The sequence below is a fragment of the Roseomonas genomospecies 6 genome (assembly GCF_008365375.1).
Classification (GTDB): Bacteria; Pseudomonadota; Alphaproteobacteria; order Azospirillales; family Azospirillaceae; genus Azospirillum.
On the sequence record NZ_QOKW01000007.1, the window covers coordinates 113485 to 130790 of the forward strand.

Consider the following 17306-nt stretch of genomic DNA (forward strand, 5'->3'; position numbering starts at 1 on the left):
ACTGACAGAAGTGGTGCGACAGCCCGCCGCACCTTCCGGAATGCCGTTTGCCAAACGGTGCAGCTTTGACGCAGATTGGGGCCGCTGCGTGAACGTTCATTGCGCGGCTGCGGAGAAACGCGAACCAAACAAAATATAAGGGACGCTCCCCATGAGCCAAAGCTCGGCCGATCGCTACAACCAGATCCACGCCCGCTCTCTGTCCGATCCCGATGGGTTCTGGGGCGAGGCTGCGGAGGACATCACCTGGATCAAGCGTTGGGACAAGGTGCTGGACGACAGCAACGCGCCCTTCTACCGCTGGTTCACGGGCGGCGTCCTGAACACCTGCTACAACGCCGTGGACCGCCATGTGGAGGCCGGACGCGGCGCCCAGGCGGCGATCATCTACGACAGCCCGGTCACCAAGACCGTGCAGACCATCACCTACTCCGAACTTCAGGATCAGGTCGCCCGCTTCGCCGGCGCGCTGCGCGCCCAGGGCGTGGAGAAGGGCGACCGCGTCATCCTCTACATGCCGATGATCCCGCAGTCGCTGGTCGCCATGCTGGCCTGCGCGCGTCTGGGCGCCGTGCATTCGGTGGTGTTCGGCGGCTTCGCCCCGCATGAGCTGGCGACCCGCATCAACGATTCCAAGCCGAAGGCCATCGTGTCGGCCTCCTGCGGCATCGAGCCGAACCGCATCGTCAAGTACAAGCCGATGCTGGACGCCGCCATCGAGCAGGCGGAGCACAAGCCGTCCAGCGTCATCGTCTTCCAGCGCCCGCAGGAGACCGCGACCCTGGTCGAGGGCCGCGACGTCGATTGGGCGGAGGCCGTCGCCAAGGCCGAGCCGGCGGAATGCGTGCCGGTGGCCGCGACCGACCCGCTCTACATCCTCTACACCTCCGGCACCACGGGCCAGCCGAAGGGCGTCATCCGCGACAACGGCGGCCACGCCGTGGCGCTGAAGTGGACGATGAAGAACATCTACAACGTCCAGCCGGGCGAGGTGTACTGGGCGGCGTCGGACGTGGGCTGGGTGGTCGGCCACTCCTACATCGTCTATGGCCCGCTGCTGCACGGCTGCACGACGGTGGTGTTCGAGGGCAAGCCGGTCGGCACGCCGGACGCCGGCACCTTCTGGCGTGTGATCGAGCAGCACAAGATCGGGACGCTGTTCACCGCCCCGACCGCCTTCCGCGCCATCAAGCGCGAGGACCCGAACGCCGAGCTTCTGAAGAAGTACGACCTGTCGCACTTCCGCGCCCTGTTCCTGGCCGGCGAGCGGTCGGACCCCGACACGCTGCATTGGGCCGAGGACAATCTGAACGTTCCGGTCATCGACCATTGGTGGCAGACCGAGACCGGCTGGGCGATTTCCGGCAACCCGCTGGGCGTGCATCTGTTCCCGATCAAGTACGGCTCCGCCACCCGCCCGATGCCGGGCTGGGACGTGCAGATCCTGAACGCCGAGAACAAGGAGGTGCCGCGCGGCGACATCGGCGCCATTTGCGTGAAGCTGCCGCTGCCCCCGGGCACGCTGCCGACGCTGTGGAACGCCGACGACCGTTACAAGAAGTCCTACCTGTCCGATTACCCCGGCTATTACCAGACCGGTGACGCGGGCTTCATCGACGACGACGGCTACGTCTACATCATGGCCCGCACCGACGACATCATCAACGTCGCCGGCCACCGCCTGTCCACCGGCGGCATGGAGGAGGTTCTGGCCAGCCACAAGGACGTGGCGGAATGCGCGGTCATCGGCGTGGCCGACGATCTGAAGGGGCAGGTGCCGCTGGGCTTCCTGTGCCTGAAGGCCGGCGTGACCCGCCCGCACGAGGACATCGTGAAGGAGGTCGTCCAACTCGTTCGCGAGCAGATCGGCCCGGTCGCCGACTTCAAGCGCGCGGTGGTGGTGGAGCGCCTGCCGAAGACCCGCTCCGGCAAGATCCTGCGCGGCACCATGCAGAAGATCGCCGACAACCAGGAGTACAAGACCCCCGCGACCATCGACGATCCGGGCATCCTGCCGGAAATCGCCGAGGCGCTCCAGTCGCTGGGCTACGCCAAGTCGCATCAGGGCAATTGAGCGGTCCTGCGTCCGATGCCCCTCCCCCGGCCTGGTCCGGGGGAGGGGTTTTCTTTTTTGGCTACGCCTTGTCCAGAGCGTTCAGGGAGTCGGCCAGCTCGTCCAGCCGGGCCTGCTCCGCCTCCAACTCGGCCAGCGCGCGGCGGGCGTTGGCGATATCGAGGTCGAGCTGATCGCGGCGCCGCCGGATCAGTTCCTCCAGCGGGGTCAGCTCCGCCATGGCCAGCGCCTGGGCGATGGCCGCGTTGCTTCCGCCGCCCAGCGCCAGCCGCACCATGCGCGCGGTCGGGCGGATGCCCTGCGCCTCCAGATGGCGGGCGGTGACCAGGATCTCGATGGTGTCGTGATGGCGTGCCATGGCCCCGCCCTTGTGATGCAGCGCGGTGGATTTTGCCAAGCCGCGCGCCGGTTTCGGCGGCTCATCCGCGCCCAGCGGCGATATGACACAAGCTGCGTCCTTCCGGCCTCGCCAAGATTTTGCCGGATTTTTGCTGCACGGGCATCAAAGTCTGGAATAAACGATAAACGGGGCGTGTTCTCCCTGGCGTACCGGGTCCTGTGTCGGGCTCGGCCCTGGGAGGGCGCGCCGCCCGTTCCTACCTGAAGGAGCGCCATGATCCGCCACCCGGCGGTCCGTGGAGCCTTCGAGGCAACAATCGGGTGCGCGTTTGAGCACGTTCGGGGTCGAGCTGGAAGTCCACATCGCGTCGCTGCGCCGCTATGCGCGTGCGCTGCTGCGCAACCGTTCGGATGCCGAGGATCTGGTGCAGGAGGCGTTGACGCGCGCGGTGGCGCGCGCCGACACCTTCAAGGCGGGGACGAACCTGCGGGCGTGGCTTTTCACCATCCTGCACAACGTCCACGTCAATCAGGTCCGCTCCAAAGCGTCGCGGCCCGACGAGGTCGATGTGGACAGCGTCGAGTCGAAGCTGGTGACGCCGGCCCGGCAGGAGGAACGGGTGGAGTTGCGCGAGATGATGCGCGCTCTCGACGAACTGCCGGAGGAACAGCGCAAGGTGCTGCTTCTCGTCGCGCTGGAGGGCCTGAAATACGATGAGGTCGCCGAGATGCTCGGCGTGCCGATCGGGACCGTCATGTCGCGCCTCTCGCGGGCGCGCGAGGCGGTCAGGGCGAAGCTGGCGAACGAGGGTTCGGTAACCCTCAGGCGGGTGAAGTGATGAACGCGCATTGCGTAACGGACGACGAACTGCATGCCTACGTGGATGGGCAACTGGCTCCGGAACGCCGGCTCTTCGTGGAGCGATGGCTGGCCGACGACCCGGATGCCGCCCGCCGGGCGGAGGATTACCGCGCCCAGGCCGCGCTGCTGCACGACCTCTTCGATCCCGTGCTGCGCGAACCGGCCGGAAGCCCGGTCGAGGAACTGACGGACAAGCTGCGCGGGCGCCTGCCCGGCAACGACAACGCCGCACCCTGGCACGGTCGTTCCTGGGTGCGCATGGCCGCGGCGGTGATGCTGGTCGTGGCCGGTGCCGGCGGCGGCTGGCTGGGCCGCGGCGCCGTCAACGAACTGCCCGTCGTCCAGCAGCGCCAGACGCTCCAGACCTTCGCCGAGGAGGCCAGCCAGGCCCACCGCTTCTACACCTCCGACGAGCGCTTCCAGGTGGAGCTTGGCGCCGACAACCAGGACGAGCTGAACAGTTGGCTGTCCAAGCGCGTCGGGCGCGATGTCTTCGGCCCGGACCTGGGCAAGGTCGGCCTGCGGCTGATCGGCGGGCGGTCGCTGCCCACCGAACAGGGGGCCGGCGCCCAGTACATGTACGTGAACGACGCCAACAAGCGCGTCACCCTGTTCGTCGGCGCCCCGCGCTCCGGCAACCCGGCCAAGTTCGGCTTCTCCCAGAACGGCGACGTGGCGACCATCTACTGGGTGGAAGGCCCGCTGGCCTACGCGCTGGCCGGTCGCATGCCCAAGGAGGACCTGCTCCGCATCGCCGAGGCCGTCTACAACGACGTCAAGGCCGGCCCGCGCCGCCCCGAGCCGCCGCCCCAGCAGAACCAGCAACCCCCGCAGGACCAGCAACCCCAGCCGCAGCAGGACCAGCAGCCGAACGGCGTCCAGCCGATCAGCGACACGCACAAGCCGAAGGACAGCTAACGGGTGGAGAGTGTTTGTGTTGGGCCCCCCTCCCGGCCTCCCCCCACTTCGCGGGGGGAGGAGATGAAGCCCTCCCCCGCCGAAGGTGGGGGAGGGTTGGGTGGGGGCCCAACGCTGGGGCTTGTGTTTTGATCGAGGCTGTCCGGAAGCATGCGGGACTGGTACTTCATCGGCGACAGCCATGTGCAATCCTTCGACGTCGCCGCCAATCTGCAATTGCTGAATCGCCCGGCGCGCTGTCTGGCCGTGCCCGGCGCCACCTCCATCGGGCTGCGCAACCCGGAAAGCCACACCCACGCCGTCGCCCGCTTCAAGGAAGCCCTGCTCCCCGCCCATCCGGACACGATCCCCGTCATCCAGCTCGGCGAGGTGGATTGCGGCTTCGTCATCTGGTGGCGGGCGCAGAGGCATGGGGATTGCGTGGACCGCCAGATGGAGGAATCGGTGGCCGCCTGCGCCGCCTTCGTTGATGATCTGCTGGACGGCGGCTACCCCACGCTGGTGCTGACCGGGGCGGTGCTGCCGACGATCCGCGACGGCCAGACCTGGGGCAAGGTCGCCCGCGCCCGGCACGAGGTGACCGCAACTCTGCGCCAGCGCACCGACCTGACCCACCGCTACAACGCCCGCCTTCGGGACGAGGCGGAGGCGCGCGGGCTGCCCTTCATCGACATCACGACGCGCATCACCGACCCGGCCACCGGGCTGGTCGCCGAGGATTTTCGCAGCCCGAACCCCGGCGACCACCACCTGCACCCCATCCGCGCCGCCGAGGTCTGGGCGGAGGCCCTGAACGCGCTGGACCTGCCGCCATGACCCTATCGTCAGCACAGGAGTCTTCGTGAGCGACGCGATGGAGTTCCTCCGTGCGGGCGCCGCCGCCCTCCAGCGGGGGGACCGGGCGGGGGCGGAGCGGCAGGTCGCTCGCGCCCTGGCTCTGGCGCCCGGCCATGGCGAAGCCTGGAACATCCTGGGCGTGCTGGCCGTCTCCGCCGGTGATCCCGCCGGAGGGGAGGCGGGCTTCCGCCGGGCTTCCGCCTGCGCGCCGGACAACCCCGTCTACGCGCGCAGCCAGGCGGAATGCCTGAAACGGCAGGGCCGGGCCGACCGGGCGGCGGCGTTGTTGGCCGGCGCGGTGCGCCGTGGCGTCCTGTCCCCCGATCTCGCCTGCGATCTGGGCGACCTGCGGCTGGGCGCGCGGAGCTTCGCCGCCGCGCTGACGCTCTACCGGCTTGCCCTGGCGCTGGCCCCCGGCCACGCCCGCAGCCTGAACAACATGGCGGAGTCTCTGGACAAGGCGGGGCGGCAAGGGGAAGCGGCCGACACCTTCGTCCGGCTTGCGGCGTTGCGCGGCACGGCGGCGGCCTGGGGAGCCGCGGGGGCCGCTCTGCTGGGGGCGTGGCGGCAGGACGAGGCGCGTGTCGCCCTGCGCCGGGCCGTGGCGCTCGATCCGTCCGTGGCCGAGCATTGGGCCAACCTGGGCTTCGCCGGGCTGGGCCGGCACGCGGTCGTCCCGGCGGAGACCGCCTTCGACCGCGCCTTGCGCCTGTCGCCGGGGATGGACGCGGCGCGGGCGGGGCGGGGGACGCTTCTGATGCTGACCGGGCGCCTACGCGACGGGGCGGCGGAATACGAGGCGCGGCTGAGCCTGCCCGCCTTCGCGCCGTCCCGGTCCTACGACCGGCCCGTCTGGGACGGGCGGGTTCAGCCGGGCAGGACGCTGCTGATCCACGCCGACCGCGGACATGGCGACGCCATCCAGTTCATCCGCTACGCCCCGCTGCTGCGGGCGCAGGGGATGCGCGTGGTCTTCCACGGGCCGGAGGGGCTGCTCGACCTGTTCCGCGCGTCGGGGGTGGTGGACGGGCTGTCCGGCATCGACGGCCCGCCGCCGGCCCACGACCTTCAGGTTCCCATCATGAGCCTGATCCATCGGATGGGCACCGATCTGGAGAGCGTGCCCGCCGCCGTCCCCTATCTGCGCGCTCCGGAAGCGGCGGCGCGGCGGTGGGCGGACCGGCTGGCCGGGCTGCGGAGGGTGAAAGCCGGTCTGGTCTGGTCCGGCTCGATCGCCTTTCCTTATCACCGCCAGCGCTCGCCGGGGCTGGAGGCGGTGCTGCCGCTGACCGGCGTTCCGGGCGTGACGGCGGTCCTGCTCCAGGTCGCCCATGGGCGGGAGGAACTGGCGCGCCGCAGCCCGCTCGGGCCGGTGCTCGACCTCGGAATGGAGTTGCGGGACTTCGCGGACACCGCCGCCGCGATCCAGGCGCTGGACATCGTCATCAGTCCCTGCACCGCCGTGGCCCACCTCGCCGGGGCGCTGGGGAAGCCGGTGGCGGTGCTGCTCGACCAGGGGGCGGAGTGGCGCTGGATGTGCGGAAGGACGGATTCACCCTGGTACCCGACCGCGCGTCTCTACCGCCAATCCGTCTTCGGCGACTGGACGGAGCCGGTGGAGCGGCTGCGCCGCGATCTGGCGGCAATGGCTTCGGCGTAAAACCCCCCACGCCGCCGATGGGGCGTGGGGGTGACGCTCCTTACTTCGCCGCCATTCACTCCGCCGCCATCGGCTGCGGGGCGGCGGGCTGGCGGAAGCCGTCGAGCAGGGCGGCCTCCTTCGCCTTGGCCGCTTCCACATTGCGGGCCTTCACCGGGCCGTAACCGCGCATCTCCTGCGGAAGGCGGGCGATCTCCACCGCCGTGGCGAGGTTGTCGCGGGTCAGGCCGTGCAGGATTTCGCCCATGGTGGCCTCATACTCCACGATCAGGCGGCGTTCCATGCGGCGTTCGGCCAGCCAGCCGAAGGGGTCGAGCGGGCTGCCGCGCAGGCGCTTCCCCCTGGCGAGCAGGCGCAGAGCCTTCAGCATCCAGGGACCGAAGCGCTTCTTCTTCGGCTCGCCGCCGTCCTCGCCGGTCTCGCCCAGTACCGGCGGGGCCATGTGGAAGACGAGCTTGTAATCGCCCTCGAACATGCGCCCGACCTGCTCGACGAAGCCGGTGTCGGTGTAGAGCCGCGCCACCTCATACTCGTCCTTGTAGGCCAGAAGCTTGAAGTAGCCCTTGGCCATGGCCTCCGTCAGGGCGGTGGAACCGGGGACCTTCTGCCCCTCCACGCGCCGCGCCCAGTCGACCAGCGCGTGGTAGCGGCTGGCGTAGGCCGCGTCCTGATAGTCGGTCAGAAAGGCGGTGCGACGGGCGATGGCCTCGTCCAGATTGGCCGAGGGGCGGCGCTGGTCGAGGATGAACAGGTCATGAGCGGACGCCTGCTCCTGCGGCGGGTTGGCCGCGGCTTCCACGGCGGCCAGATCGATGGCGGCGCGGCGGCCCCAGTTGAAGGCGTCGGTGTTCATCTTCACCGCCACGCCGTTCAGCTCGATGGCCTTCAGGATGGCGTCGGCGGAGATCGGGATCAGCCCCTTCTGCCACGCATAGCCCATCAGGAAGGGGTTGGTGGCGATGCTGTCGCCCATCAGCGCGGTCGCCAGTTTGGTCGCGTCGAAGGCGTTCACCGCTCCTTCGCCGCAAGCCTTTCGGATGTCGGCGACCAGATCGCGGACCGGCACCGCGAAGTCCGGCTTCTTCAGGAAGTCCACGGTGATGGTGTCATGGGTGTTGATGACCGCGCGGGTGTGGCCGTGCGCCATCTTGGACAGGGCGTCGCCCGCCGCCGCGACGATCAGGTCGCAGCCCACCACCGCGTCGGCCCCGCCCGCCGCGATGCGGACGGAATGGATGTCCTCCGGCGTGGCGGCGATGCGGATGTGGCTGGTCACCGCGCCGCCCTTCTGGGCGAGGCCGGTCATGTCCAGAACGCCGACGCCCTTGCCCTCGATGTGGGCGGCCATGCCCAGCAGGGCGCCGATGGTCACCACGCCGGTGCCGCCGACGCCGGTGACGTAGATGCCCCAGGGCCGGTCGAGCGCGGGCAGGGTGGGGGGGCGCAGGTCGGACGGATCGGCCCCGGCCTTGGCGGCGGCAGGTTTGGGCTTGCGGAGTTGCCCGCCCTCCACCGTCACGAAGCTGGGGCAGAAGCCCTTGGTGCAGGAATAGTCCTTGTTGCAGCTCGACTGGTCGATCTGGCGCTTGCGCCCGAATTCCGTCTCCAGCGGGACGACGGACACGCAGGAGGACTTCACGGAACAGTCGCCGCAGCCCTCGCAGACCAGCTCGTTGATGATCACGCGCTTGGCCGGATCGACCATCTTGCCGCGCTTGCGGCGGCGGCGCTTCTCGGTGGCGCAGGTCTGGTCGTAGATCAGGACGCTGACCCCGGAAACCTCGCGCATCTCCTTCTGCACGCGCTCCAGGTCGTCGCGGTGCTCGATGGTGGTGTATTGGGGCAGGCCGTCGCCGATGCCGTACTTCTCCGGCTCGTCGGACACGACGACGATGCGGCCCACGCCCTCGGCGCGGAGCTGGTTGGCGAGCGACTGCACGGTCAGCGTGCCGTCCACCGGCTGGCCGCCGGTCATCGCCACGGCGTCGTTGAACAGGATCTTGTAGGTGATGTTGGCCTTCGCCGCGATGGCCTGCCGGATCGCCAGGATGCCGGAGTGGTAGTAGGTGCCGTCGCCCAGGTTGGCGAAGATGTGCTTCTCCTCGGTGAAGGGCGCCTGCCCGACCCAGGGCACGCCCTCGCCGCCCATCTGGGTAAAGGTGTCGGTCTTGCGGTCCAGCCACGTCGCCATGTAGTGGCAGCCGATGCCGCCCAGCGCCCGGCTGCCGTCCGGCACATGGGTGGAGGTGTTGTGCGGGCAGCCGGAGCAGAAGGTCGGCTTGCGGATCACGCGGGCCTGATGGGCCTTCTGCTTCTCCTGCGCGTCCAGGAAGGCGACGCGGCGCTTCAGGTTCTCGTTGTCCACGAAGCGCTCCAGCCGACGCCCGATGACCACGGCGATCTGGGCGGGCGAGAGTTCACCGGCGGAGGGGAGAATCCATTCGCCATGCTCGTCGAACTTGCCGACCACCTTCGGGCGGACGTCGGGGTGCCAGTTGTAGAGCTGCTCCTTGAGCTGGTTCTCGATGACCGCGCGCTTCTCCTCGACCACGACGATCTCGTCCAGGCCCTCGGCGAAGTGGCGCACACCGTCGCGCTCCAGCGGCCAGGGCATGCCGACCTTGTAGACGGTGATGCCCCAGTCGGCGGCCATTTCCTCGGTGATGCCCAGCTCGTCGAAGGCTTGGCGGACGTCCAGATAGCTCTTGCCGGTGGTGACGATGCCGAAGCGCGGGCGCGGCGAGGACACCATCACCTTGTCCAGCCGGTTAGCACGCGCGAACGCCAGGGCGGCGTACAGCTTGTGCTTCATCAGCCGGTATTCTTGCTCCAGCGGCGGGTCGGGCCAGCGGATGTTCAGGCCGCCCGGCGGCATCGGGAAATCGGCGGGGATGACGGGGCTGACGCGGTGCGGGTCGATGTACACGGAGGCCGAGCTGTCCACCGTCTCCGCGATCGTCTTCATGGCGATCCAGCAGCCGGACCAGCGGCTCATCGCCCAGCCGATCAGGCCGTAATCCAGGATCTCCTGCACGCCCGACGGATTCAGCACGGGGATCATCGCGTGCATGAAGGCGTGTTCGGACTGGTGCGGGAAGGTGGAGGACTTGGCGTTGTGGTCGTCGCCGGTCAGCACCAGCACGCCGCCGTTGCGCGACGTGCCGGCGGCGTTGGCGTGCTTGAACACGTCGCCGGAGCGGTCCACGCCCGGCCCCTTGCCGTACCACATGGAATAGACGCCGTCGTACTTTGCGCCCGGGAACATGCCGACCTGCTGGCTGCCCCAGACGGCGGTGGCGCCCAGCTCCTCGTTCACGCCGGGCTGGAACTGGATGTGGTTCTTCTCCAGGAATTTGCGCGCGTTCCACAAATTCTGGTCGAAGCCGCCCAACGGCGATCCGCGGTAACCCGAAATGAAACAGGCGGTGTTCAGCCCCGCGGCAAGATCGCGCTGGCGCTGCATCATCGGAAGGCGCACCAGCGCCTGGGTTCCCGTCAGGTACACGCGCCCTTGTTCAAGCGCGTACTTGTCATCCAAGGTCACGGTTGCGAGAGCCATCGTTCCATCCCCTTTGTGGCGCCCTGAAAAGCGCTGTTCGGGGCGCGTTCGCCGCGCCGCTTCTTGTGTTTGTTCGACAGGCAAAAAGGTAACCAAGGCTGTCTTATTCGGCAACCGGCGCCGGGCCTCCGTTTGCAAAAAGCAAGGAACGGTCCGGCGCTCGCAGCGCTGTGAAACGGACGGGCGGGAATCGCCCTCCGGCGGGACATTCCCGCTCGTGTTCATAGGCGTTCGAACCTTGCCCCCACCCTGACCCTCCGCCGCTTTCGCAGGGGAGGGTCGGGGTGAGGGCCTCTTATCGGATATGGGAAGTTCTCAGGCGGGCGGCAGGGGGGATCGACCGGCTCCGGACGCGCCGTCGGGCCACAGGCCGGGACTCTCTTCGTCGCGCAGGCTGAGGCTGCGGACCATGGCGCGCAGGGCGCCGACCATGACCCGCAGGGCGGCGGCGGACTCCGACCCGCCGCCGATGCTGACGGTCCAGCGCAGGGCGTCGATGTGGGCCTGGACCGCCTCGTTGAAGCTCTCCCCGTCATGGTCCACCCAGGTGATGCAGGTCGACAGCGACGCGACGATGGCGGTGGCCGCGGCGTTGCCGGTGGCGGCCAGTTGAAGGTCGGACACGGCGTGGCGCAGCCGGGTGCCCAGCGCGTCGGGGCGGGCCAGCGCGTTCTCCAGACGGTCGAGCGCCAGGACGAGCCGCACCATCTTCGGGTCGGTCGACCGCAGCGGCCCCGAGCCGGACGGGGAGGGCAGGCCGGGCAAGGAGCCCGGCAAGGGCACAGGCACGGGCGGCGGCAGGCGCAGGGGGACGGGGCCGGAGGAAAGGGACGGACGCGGGGGAGGCTGGGACGGGCGCGCCTCCGACTCCGCGGAGGTGGTCTCGGTCCTGGGGCGGCCGCCCTTGCGCGGGTTGTTCAGCACCGTTTCGATCCGCCGGGCGATGGTGGCGGCGGACGCCGGCTTGGCGAGCACGGTGTCCGCACCGGCGTCCCAGGCGGCGCGCACGGTGGCGACGTCGGCGTTGGCGGTCAGGACGATGACCGGCAGGTCGGGGCTGAGGCAGGCGGCGGAGCCGCGCACCCAGCGGACGAGTTGCCCGCCGCCCACCGGTTCCATCACCCAGTCGGTGACCATCAGGTCATAGGGTTCCCGGCGCAGAAGCTCCATCGCCTCCTGCCCGTTGGCCGCGGGGGTGACCTGACCCACGCTCCAATGCTCCAGCATGTCCCGCAGGGCCCGAAGCAGCAGCGGGTTGTTCTCGACGACCAGGATCTTCAGGTGTGTCGGGTAGCGGCGCGGCATCTCGGGTCCGAAGGTTCGGGAACGAAGCGGTACCGAATATCCGAACGCCGCCGTGGGATTTCAGGACGCGGAGACGTGTTAGCGCCAATCGGACGCGCGACCGGGGGAGCCTCTACGCCTCAAGGAGTGCGCCTGGTCTTCGGCTCCCCCGTCCGGGGATCGGACTGCCCCTAGCGGACCAGCGCCAGATCCTTCAGGACGGCCACCTCGTGGGCCTGCTCGTCCAGCCGGGCCTTGACGGCGTCGCCGATGGAGATCACGCCGGCAAGCTCCCCCGCGTCGTTGCAGACCGGCACATGGCGGTGGCGGCGCAACGTCATCATCTGCATCAGGTCCTTGATCGTGTCCTCCGGGCGGCAGGTCTTGACCTGTCGGGTCATCAGGTCCTCCACCGGGAGATCCAGCGCATCGGCCCCGTGCATCGCCACGGCGCGGACGATGTCGCGTTCCGACAGGATGCCGGCCAGCCGGCCCCGCCGGTCGCACACCACCAGGGCGCCGATGCGCCGTTCGGTCAGAGTGCGGGCGGCGGTCCGGATGGTCTCGGACGGCAGGATCGAGGCGACGGTACGGCCTTTGCGGTTCAGAACCTCGGCAACGACGGTCATGTCCATCCTCCCTTTCTCGGGTTGGCCCTCTTTTGGGTTGCCGAATCGGTGGGAACCGATTCGAAATGAGGCTGGAGCGGCCATCGGACTCGGCAAGACCGAAGGACGCAATATTAGAGAGCGCTGAATTCCGTGGACCGTCCGAATCGCCGGGCTTATCCTGTGCCCCTGACGAGTGGGCGGCGCGTGGGGAGCATCGGAAATGGCCGGCAACTGCTGCGGGGGGTCTTGCGGAGGCGGCGGAGGCATCGGGAGCCCGAACGGCGCGCGGCAGGCCGACTACCGCCGGGTTCTGCGCATGGCGATGCTCGTCCACGGGCTGATGTTCGCCATCGCCATGACCGCCGGCTTCGAGACGGGGTCCATGGCCCTGCGGGCGAACGCGCTGGATTTCCTGGCGAGCGCGATGAATTACGGCGTCGGCCTGTGGATGGTGGGCCGGGCGCTGGAGGGGCGCGCCTGGGCGTCTTTGGCGAAGGGGCTGGCGTTGACCGTGCTGGGGCTGTGGGTGGCCGCCTCCACGGCCTGGAGCGCCTATGCCGGCACCGTCCCCGACGCTCCGGTGATGAGTCTCGTCGCTCTGCTGGGGCTTGGGGCCAACCTGTCGGTGGCGGCGCTGCTGTTCGCCGGGCGGCGCGGCGGCCCGACGCTGCGCGCGGTATGGCTGTGCGCCCGCAACGGCGTGCTGGCGAACGCCGCGGTCCTGATGGCGGCGGCGGGCGTGTGGACGATGGGGCAGGGCTGGCCGGACCATCTGGTCGCCGCGGTGATCGCCGCGACGGTGCTGTCCGCCGCCCTGGCCGTGCTGCGGCAGGCGGTGGGGGAACTGCGCGCGTGGCACGCGCCCGCCGGGCCGACCGGATCGGGAATGGGGTCTTGACAGGGGCGCATCCCTGTGGCGAACTCGGCGCCATGATTTTCGCTGCGCCCTCCCTTTCGCGTCGTTGGTGGTGGCCCGTCTGACCGGGCCGGCCAGCCGACGCGCGTGAGCGCACAGACCATCGAAAGGCCGCCCGGAGCTTCCGGGCGGCCTTTTTCCTGACCAGGGAATCACAGGTGTCGAGCAAGGGAACTCCGGGTGTCCGTCCTCCAACGGATCGACCACCGGAGACCGTCTCATGTACCCCGCCGACGTCCTCGCCTCGCCCGACCTCCTCGAACCGCTGAATTTCCGAACGCAGGGGGGCGTGACCGTGACCCGGCGCGCCGCGGCCCTGGACCCGCGGGGCGCGCTCGACCCGGTGATCGACGCTCTGGACCGCCGCCGCGGCCTGCTGCTGTCCAGCGGGGTGGAGGCGCCGGGCCGCTACCGCCGCCACGCCCTGGGCTTCACCGATCCGCCGCTGGCCGTCACCGCGCGGGGGCGGACGCTGCGCGTCGACGCGCTGAACGCGCGGGGCCGGGTGCTGCTGCCCGCCGTCGCCGCCGCTCTGCGCGGCCTCGACGCGTTGGCCGGCGTCGAGGAGGCGCCGTCCCGCGTCACCGTCCTGGTTCGCAAGCCCCACCACCCCTTCCCGGAGGAGGAGCGGAGCCGTCAGCCCTCCGTCTTCTCCGCCCTGCGCGCGGTGCTGGACCTGTTCGCCGCTCCCGGCGATCCGCTGCTCGGGCTCTATGGTGCCTTCGCCTACGACCTCGCCTTCCAGTTCGAACCGATCCGCCTGCGGCTGGAGCGGCCCGACGACCAGCGCGATCTGCTGCTCTACCTGCCGGACCGGATCGTCGCGCTGGACCCGGTGGCGGGACTTGCGCGGCTCGTCGAGTACGAGTTCGCCTGCGGGACGCAAAGCACGGAGGGGCTGGAGCGGACCGGGCGCGACCACCCCTACCGCCCCGACACCAACGCCGCGGCGGGCTGCGACCACGCGCCCGGCGAGTATCAGCGGGTGGTGGAGACCGCCAAGGACGCCTTCCGCCGCGGCGACCTGTTCGAGGTGGTGCCCGGCCAGACCTTCGCGGAACCCTGCGCCGATGCGCCGTCGGCGGTGTTCCGGCGGCTGCGCGCCGCCAACCCGGCGCCCTATGAAGCCTTCGTCAATCTGGGGCGGGGCGAGTTCCTCGTCGCCGCCAGCCCGGAGATGTATGTGCGGGTGGCCGGCGGGCGGGTGGAGACCTGCCCGATCTCCGGAACCGTGGCGCGCGGCGCCGACGCGCTGGGCGACGCCTCCCAGATCCTGCGCCTGCTGACCTCGGCCAAGGACGCGGCGGAACTGACCATGTGCACCGACGTGGACCGCAACGACAAGGCGCGCGTCTGCGAGCCGGGGTCCGTCCGGGTGATCGGGCGGCGGATGATCGAGCTGTATTCGCGGCTGATCCACACGGTGGACCATGTGGAAGGCCGGCTGCGCCCCGGCTTCGACGCTCTGGACGCCTTCCTCACCCACGCCTGGGCGGTGACGGTGACCGGCGCGCCGAAGCGCTGGGCCATGCAATTCCTGGAGGACACCGAGCGGTCGCCGCGGCGCTGGTACGGCGGGGCCTTCGGGCGGCTGGGTTTCGACGGGGGCATGGACACCGGCCTGACCCTGCGCACCATCCGCATGGCCGAGGGTATGGCGTATGTGAGGGCCGGGGCGACCCTGCTGTCCGACAGCGACCCGGAGGCGGAGGACGCCGAATGCCGCCTGAAGGCCGCCGCCTTCCGCGATGCAATCCGTGGGGACGCGATCCGGGGGACGGCGGCGGTTCCGGCCTCCGTGCTTCCGGCGGCGCCTTCAGGCGGACGAGGCAAGCGGGTGCTGCTGGTGGACCATGACGACAGCTTCGTCCACACGCTGGCCGATTACCTGCGCCAGACCGGCGCGTCGGTGACGACCTTGCGCCACAGCCACGCGCGGGCGGAGCTGGCCGTTCAGAAGCCCGATCTGGTCGTCCTGTCGCCCGGTCCGGGCCGCCCGGCGGATTTCGACGTGTCGGGCACCATCGATACGGCTCTGGCGCTCGGCCTGCCGCTGTTCGGCGTCTGCCTGGGGCTGCAAGGAATGGTGGAGCGGTTCGGCGGCGCCCTGGACGTCCTGCCGGAACCGGCTCACGGCAAGGCGGCGGAGATCCGGGTGCTGGGCGGGCGGCTGTTCGCCGGCTTGCCGGAGAGGCTGACGGTCGGTCGCTACCACTCGCTGGTGGCGCGACGCGACGGGCTGCCGGCGGATCTGATGGTGACCGCGGAAACCGCCGATGGGCTGGTCATGGCCGTGGAGCACCGGTGGCTTCCGCTCGCCGCGGTGCAGTTCCACCCCGAGTCGATCCTGTCGCTCGACGGCGGAGTTGGCCTCGCCCTTCTGGGGAATGTGATGGACCGGTTCGCCGCCGGCATCCTTGCGGACGCGGCGGCGTGATGGTGGAGGGGCCGGGGGTGGTTACTCCACCATCCCCAGCGCTTCCTTGTAGAGTTCCAGGATGGCTTCCTGCTCCTGGCGGTCGGCCTTGTCCATTTTGCGAAGCCGGATGATCTGCCGGATGATCTTGGTGTCGAAGCCGGTGCCCTTGGCCTCGGCATAGACTTCCTTGATGTCCTCCTGCAGGCCGCGCTTCTCCTCTTCCAGGCGCTCGATGCGCTCGACGAAGGATTTCAGGCGATCCGCCGCAATGCCGCCGACGTCGGACATGATTGGGGTAACCTCAAATTGGGTGCTTCCGGGGAATCCGGCGCGGACGATATCGGCGGGCGCCGCCGATGGCAAGGGACTCCCGGCATCCTGTTCGCGGATGCCACAGGGCGGGCGCCTCGTGCGAAAGACGCATGGCGCGCCGTCGCGAAAGGGGCGACCTTGCGCTTTCCGTTGCACGCGCGCGTGCCATGCCTCTCCCGGCTGTTGCGCCGCACCAACACCGCTGGTAATACCATCGACGCTCAAGAGCTTCACAAAGTCACATAAATCCGGCATTGATGCCGACGGTCTGGGCCGATTGCACGCAAATCGGCCACTTGCGGCAGGGGAGATAAAGAACCATGAAAATCGCCATACCCAGGGAGCGGCGCGCGGGCGAGAATCGCGTCGCGGCATCTCCGGAGACGGTCAAGAAACTCAAAGCCCTCAGCCTGGAAGTGGTCGTGGAGACCGGCGCGGGGCTGGGCTCGAACCTGCCGGACCGGGTCTACCAGGACGCCGGAGCGGAGATCGCGCCGGACGCCGCCTCGGCGCTGGCCGGGGCCGACATCGTTCTGAAGGTGCAGCGCCCGCTGCTCGCCGGGGAGGGGGACCTCGACGAACTGGCGCTGATCCCGCGCGGCGCGCTGCTGCTGGGCATCCTCAACCCGCACAACAGCCGCGACCATGTGGCGGCCTACGCCGCGGCGGGGGTCAACGCGCTGGCCATGGAGTTCATGCCGCGCATCACCCGCGCCCAGGTCATGGACGTGCTGTCCTCGCAGGCCAACCTCGCCGGCTACAAGGCGGTGGTGGATGCGGCCAGCGAGTACGGCCGGGCCTACCCGATGATGATGACCGCGGCGGGCACCGTGCCGCCGGCCCGCGCCTTCATCATGGGTGTGGGCGTGGCCGGTCTGCAGGCCATCGCCACGGCCAAGCGTCTGGGCGCCATCGTCTCGGCGACCGACGTCCGTCCGGCGGTCAAGGAGCAGGTGCAGAGCCTCGGCGGCAGCTTCGTCGCGGTGGAGAACGAGGAGTTCAAACAGGCCGAGACGTCCGGCGGCTACGCCAAGGAGATGTCCGACGACTACAAGCGCCAGCAGGCGGCGCTGGTGGCCGAGCACATCAAGAAGCAGGACATCGTCATCACCACCGCGCTGATCCCCGGACGCAAGGCTCCGGTGCTGGTGACGCGCGAGCATGTCGCCTCGATGAAGCCGGGCTCGGTCATCATCGATCTGGCGGTGGAGCAGGGCGGCAACGTCGAGGGCTCGGAGCTGGGCAAGGTCGTCACCACGGAGAACGGGGTGAAGATCGTCGGCCACGCCAACTACCCCAGCCGCATCGCCGAGAGCGCCTCGCTGCTCTACGCCAAGAACCTGCTGGCCCTGCTCCAGTCGCTGCACGACAAGGACCCCGAGGACAGCAAAAAGGGTCGCGTCACGCTCAACTGGGACGACGAGATCGTCAAGGCCATCGCGCTCACCCGCGACGGGCAGATCGTCCATCCCGCCTTCGCCGGCCAGACGGTCTAAAGGCCGGACGGATTCAGGG

At 69.6% G+C, this 17306-nt stretch carries 13 protein-coding genes; 8 read left to right on the plus strand and 5 right to left on the minus strand.

All coding sequences use genetic code 11. From position 1 onward, the window contains the following. Nucleotides 1-151: 151 nt before the first annotated feature. Nucleotides 152-2074 (plus strand): propionyl-CoA synthetase, encoded by a 1923-nt coding sequence (locus tag DS843_RS11500; RefSeq protein WP_149469022.1) that lies wholly within the window; start codon nucleotides 152-154, stop codon nucleotides 2072-2074. Between the two features lie 61 nt (nucleotides 2075-2135). Here the strand turns inward: DS843_RS11500 and DS843_RS11505 are convergent, their stop codons facing one another. Further along, entirely contained in the window at nucleotides 2136-2432 is a 297-nt protein-coding gene (locus DS843_RS11505; protein WP_149469023.1) for a DNA-binding protein, read from the minus strand. A 310-nt stretch (nucleotides 2433-2742) separates the two neighbouring features. Here DS843_RS11505 and DS843_RS11510 point away from each other — a divergent pair, with 310 nt between their 5' ends. The 4 genes from DS843_RS11510 to DS843_RS11525 all read left to right on the plus strand — a co-directional run bounded on the left by DS843_RS11510 (nucleotide 2743) and on the right by DS843_RS11525 (nucleotide 6690). After that, a complete protein-coding gene (locus DS843_RS11510; protein ID WP_149469024.1) occupies nucleotides 2743-3252 on the plus strand; it encodes a sigma-70 family RNA polymerase sigma factor in 510 nt (169 codons plus the stop codon). After that, entirely contained in the window at nucleotides 3252-4193 is a 942-nt protein-coding gene (locus DS843_RS11515) for an anti-sigma factor family protein (protein WP_167525270.1), read from the plus strand. Before DS843_RS11510 ends, DS843_RS11515 begins: the two co-directional genes overlap by 1 nt. Nucleotides 4194-4343: 150 nt before the next feature. Continuing rightward, on the plus strand, nucleotides 4344-5009 hold the full coding sequence (locus DS843_RS11520; protein WP_149469025.1) for an SGNH/GDSL hydrolase family protein: 666 nt from the start codon (nucleotides 4344-4346) through the stop codon (nucleotides 5007-5009). Nucleotides 5010-5034: 25 nt separating this feature from the next. Then, nucleotides 5035-6690 carry a tetratricopeptide repeat protein gene (locus DS843_RS11525; RefSeq protein ID WP_149469026.1) on the plus strand — a complete coding sequence of 552 codons (1656 nt, stop codon included), beginning with the start codon at nucleotides 5035-5037 and terminating at the stop codon, nucleotides 6688-6690. Between the two features lie 55 nt (nucleotides 6691-6745). On the opposite strand, the gene DS843_RS11530 is transcribed toward DS843_RS11525, so the two are convergent. The 3 genes from DS843_RS11530 to DS843_RS11540 form a co-directional block, all read right to left on the minus strand. Beyond that, a complete protein-coding gene (locus tag DS843_RS11530; protein WP_475849093.1) occupies nucleotides 6746-10474 on the minus strand; it encodes an indolepyruvate ferredoxin oxidoreductase family protein in 3729 nt (1242 codons plus the stop codon). 90 nt (nucleotides 10475-10564) lie between these two features. After that, nucleotides 10565-11554 (minus strand): response regulator, encoded by a 990-nt coding sequence (locus DS843_RS11535; RefSeq protein ID WP_149469028.1) that lies wholly within the window; start codon nucleotides 11552-11554, stop codon nucleotides 10565-10567. A 170-nt stretch (nucleotides 11555-11724) separates the two neighbouring features. Continuing rightward, nucleotides 11725-12162, minus strand: a complete 438-nt coding sequence (locus tag DS843_RS11540) for a CBS domain-containing protein (protein WP_149469029.1) — start codon at nucleotides 12160-12162, stop codon at nucleotides 11725-11727. A gap of 298 nt (nucleotides 12163-12460) precedes the next feature. Here DS843_RS11540 and DS843_RS11545 point away from each other — a divergent pair, with 298 nt between their 5' ends. Both DS843_RS11545 and DS843_RS11550 read left to right on the plus strand, forming a co-directional pair. Further along, nucleotides 12461-13042: a cation efflux transmembrane domain-containing protein gene (locus DS843_RS11545; protein WP_286192056.1), complete on the plus strand. Its 582-nt coding sequence runs from the start codon at nucleotides 12461-12463 to the stop codon at nucleotides 13040-13042. Between the two features lie 238 nt (nucleotides 13043-13280). Then, nucleotides 13281-15497 carry an anthranilate synthase gene (locus DS843_RS11550; protein ID WP_149469031.1) on the plus strand — a complete coding sequence of 739 codons (2217 nt, stop codon included), beginning with the start codon at nucleotides 13281-13283 and terminating at the stop codon, nucleotides 15495-15497. Nucleotides 15498-15518: 21 nt separating this feature from the next. Here DS843_RS11550 and DS843_RS11555 read toward each other — a convergent pair whose 3' ends face one another. Then, complete coding sequence (locus DS843_RS11555) at nucleotides 15519-15767, minus strand: DUF2312 domain-containing protein (protein ID WP_012973951.1); 249 nt, start codon at nucleotides 15765-15767, stop codon at nucleotides 15519-15521. Nucleotides 15768-16111: 344 nt separating this feature from the next. Here DS843_RS11555 and DS843_RS11560 point away from each other — a divergent pair, with 344 nt between their 5' ends. Beyond that, nucleotides 16112-17287, plus strand: coding sequence for a Re/Si-specific NAD(P)(+) transhydrogenase subunit alpha (locus DS843_RS11560; RefSeq protein WP_149469032.1), 1176 nt, complete (start codon nucleotides 16112-16114; stop codon nucleotides 17285-17287). Nucleotides 17288-17306 lie beyond the last annotated feature (19 nt).

Coding starts and splice junctions, on each gene's coding strand:
- DS843_RS11545 (WP_286192056.1), top strand. CDS start 12,461: ATGGCGATGCTCGTCCACGGGCTGATGTTCGCCATCGCCATGACCGCC.
- DS843_RS11500 (WP_149469022.1), top strand. CDS start 152: ATGAGCCAAAGCTCGGCCGATCGCTACAACCAGATCCACGCCCGCTCT.
- DS843_RS11530 (WP_475849093.1), bottom strand. CDS start 10,474: ATGAACACGAGCGGGAATGTCCCGCCGGAGGGCGATTCCCGCCCGTCC.
- DS843_RS11540 (WP_149469029.1), bottom strand. CDS start 12,162: ATGACCGTCGTTGCCGAGGTTCTGAACCGCAAAGGCCGTACCGTCGCC.
- DS843_RS11560 (WP_149469032.1), top strand. CDS start 16,112: ATGAAAATCGCCATACCCAGGGAGCGGCGCGCGGGCGAGAATCGCGTC.
- DS843_RS11535 (WP_149469028.1), bottom strand. CDS start 11,554: ATGCCGCGCCGCTACCCGACACACCTGAAGATCCTGGTCGTCGAGAAC.
- DS843_RS11520 (WP_149469025.1), top strand. CDS start 4,344: ATGCGGGACTGGTACTTCATCGGCGACAGCCATGTGCAATCCTTCGAC.
- DS843_RS11555 (WP_012973951.1), bottom strand. CDS start 15,767: ATGTCCGACGTCGGCGGCATTGCGGCGGATCGCCTGAAATCCTTCGTC.
- DS843_RS11515 (WP_167525270.1), top strand. CDS start 3,252: ATGAACGCGCATTGCGTAACGGACGACGAACTGCATGCCTACGTGGAT.
- DS843_RS11550 (WP_149469031.1), top strand. CDS start 13,281: ATGTACCCCGCCGACGTCCTCGCCTCGCCCGACCTCCTCGAACCGCTG.
- DS843_RS11505 (WP_149469023.1), bottom strand. CDS start 2,432: ATGGCACGCCATCACGACACCATCGAGATCCTGGTCACCGCCCGCCAT.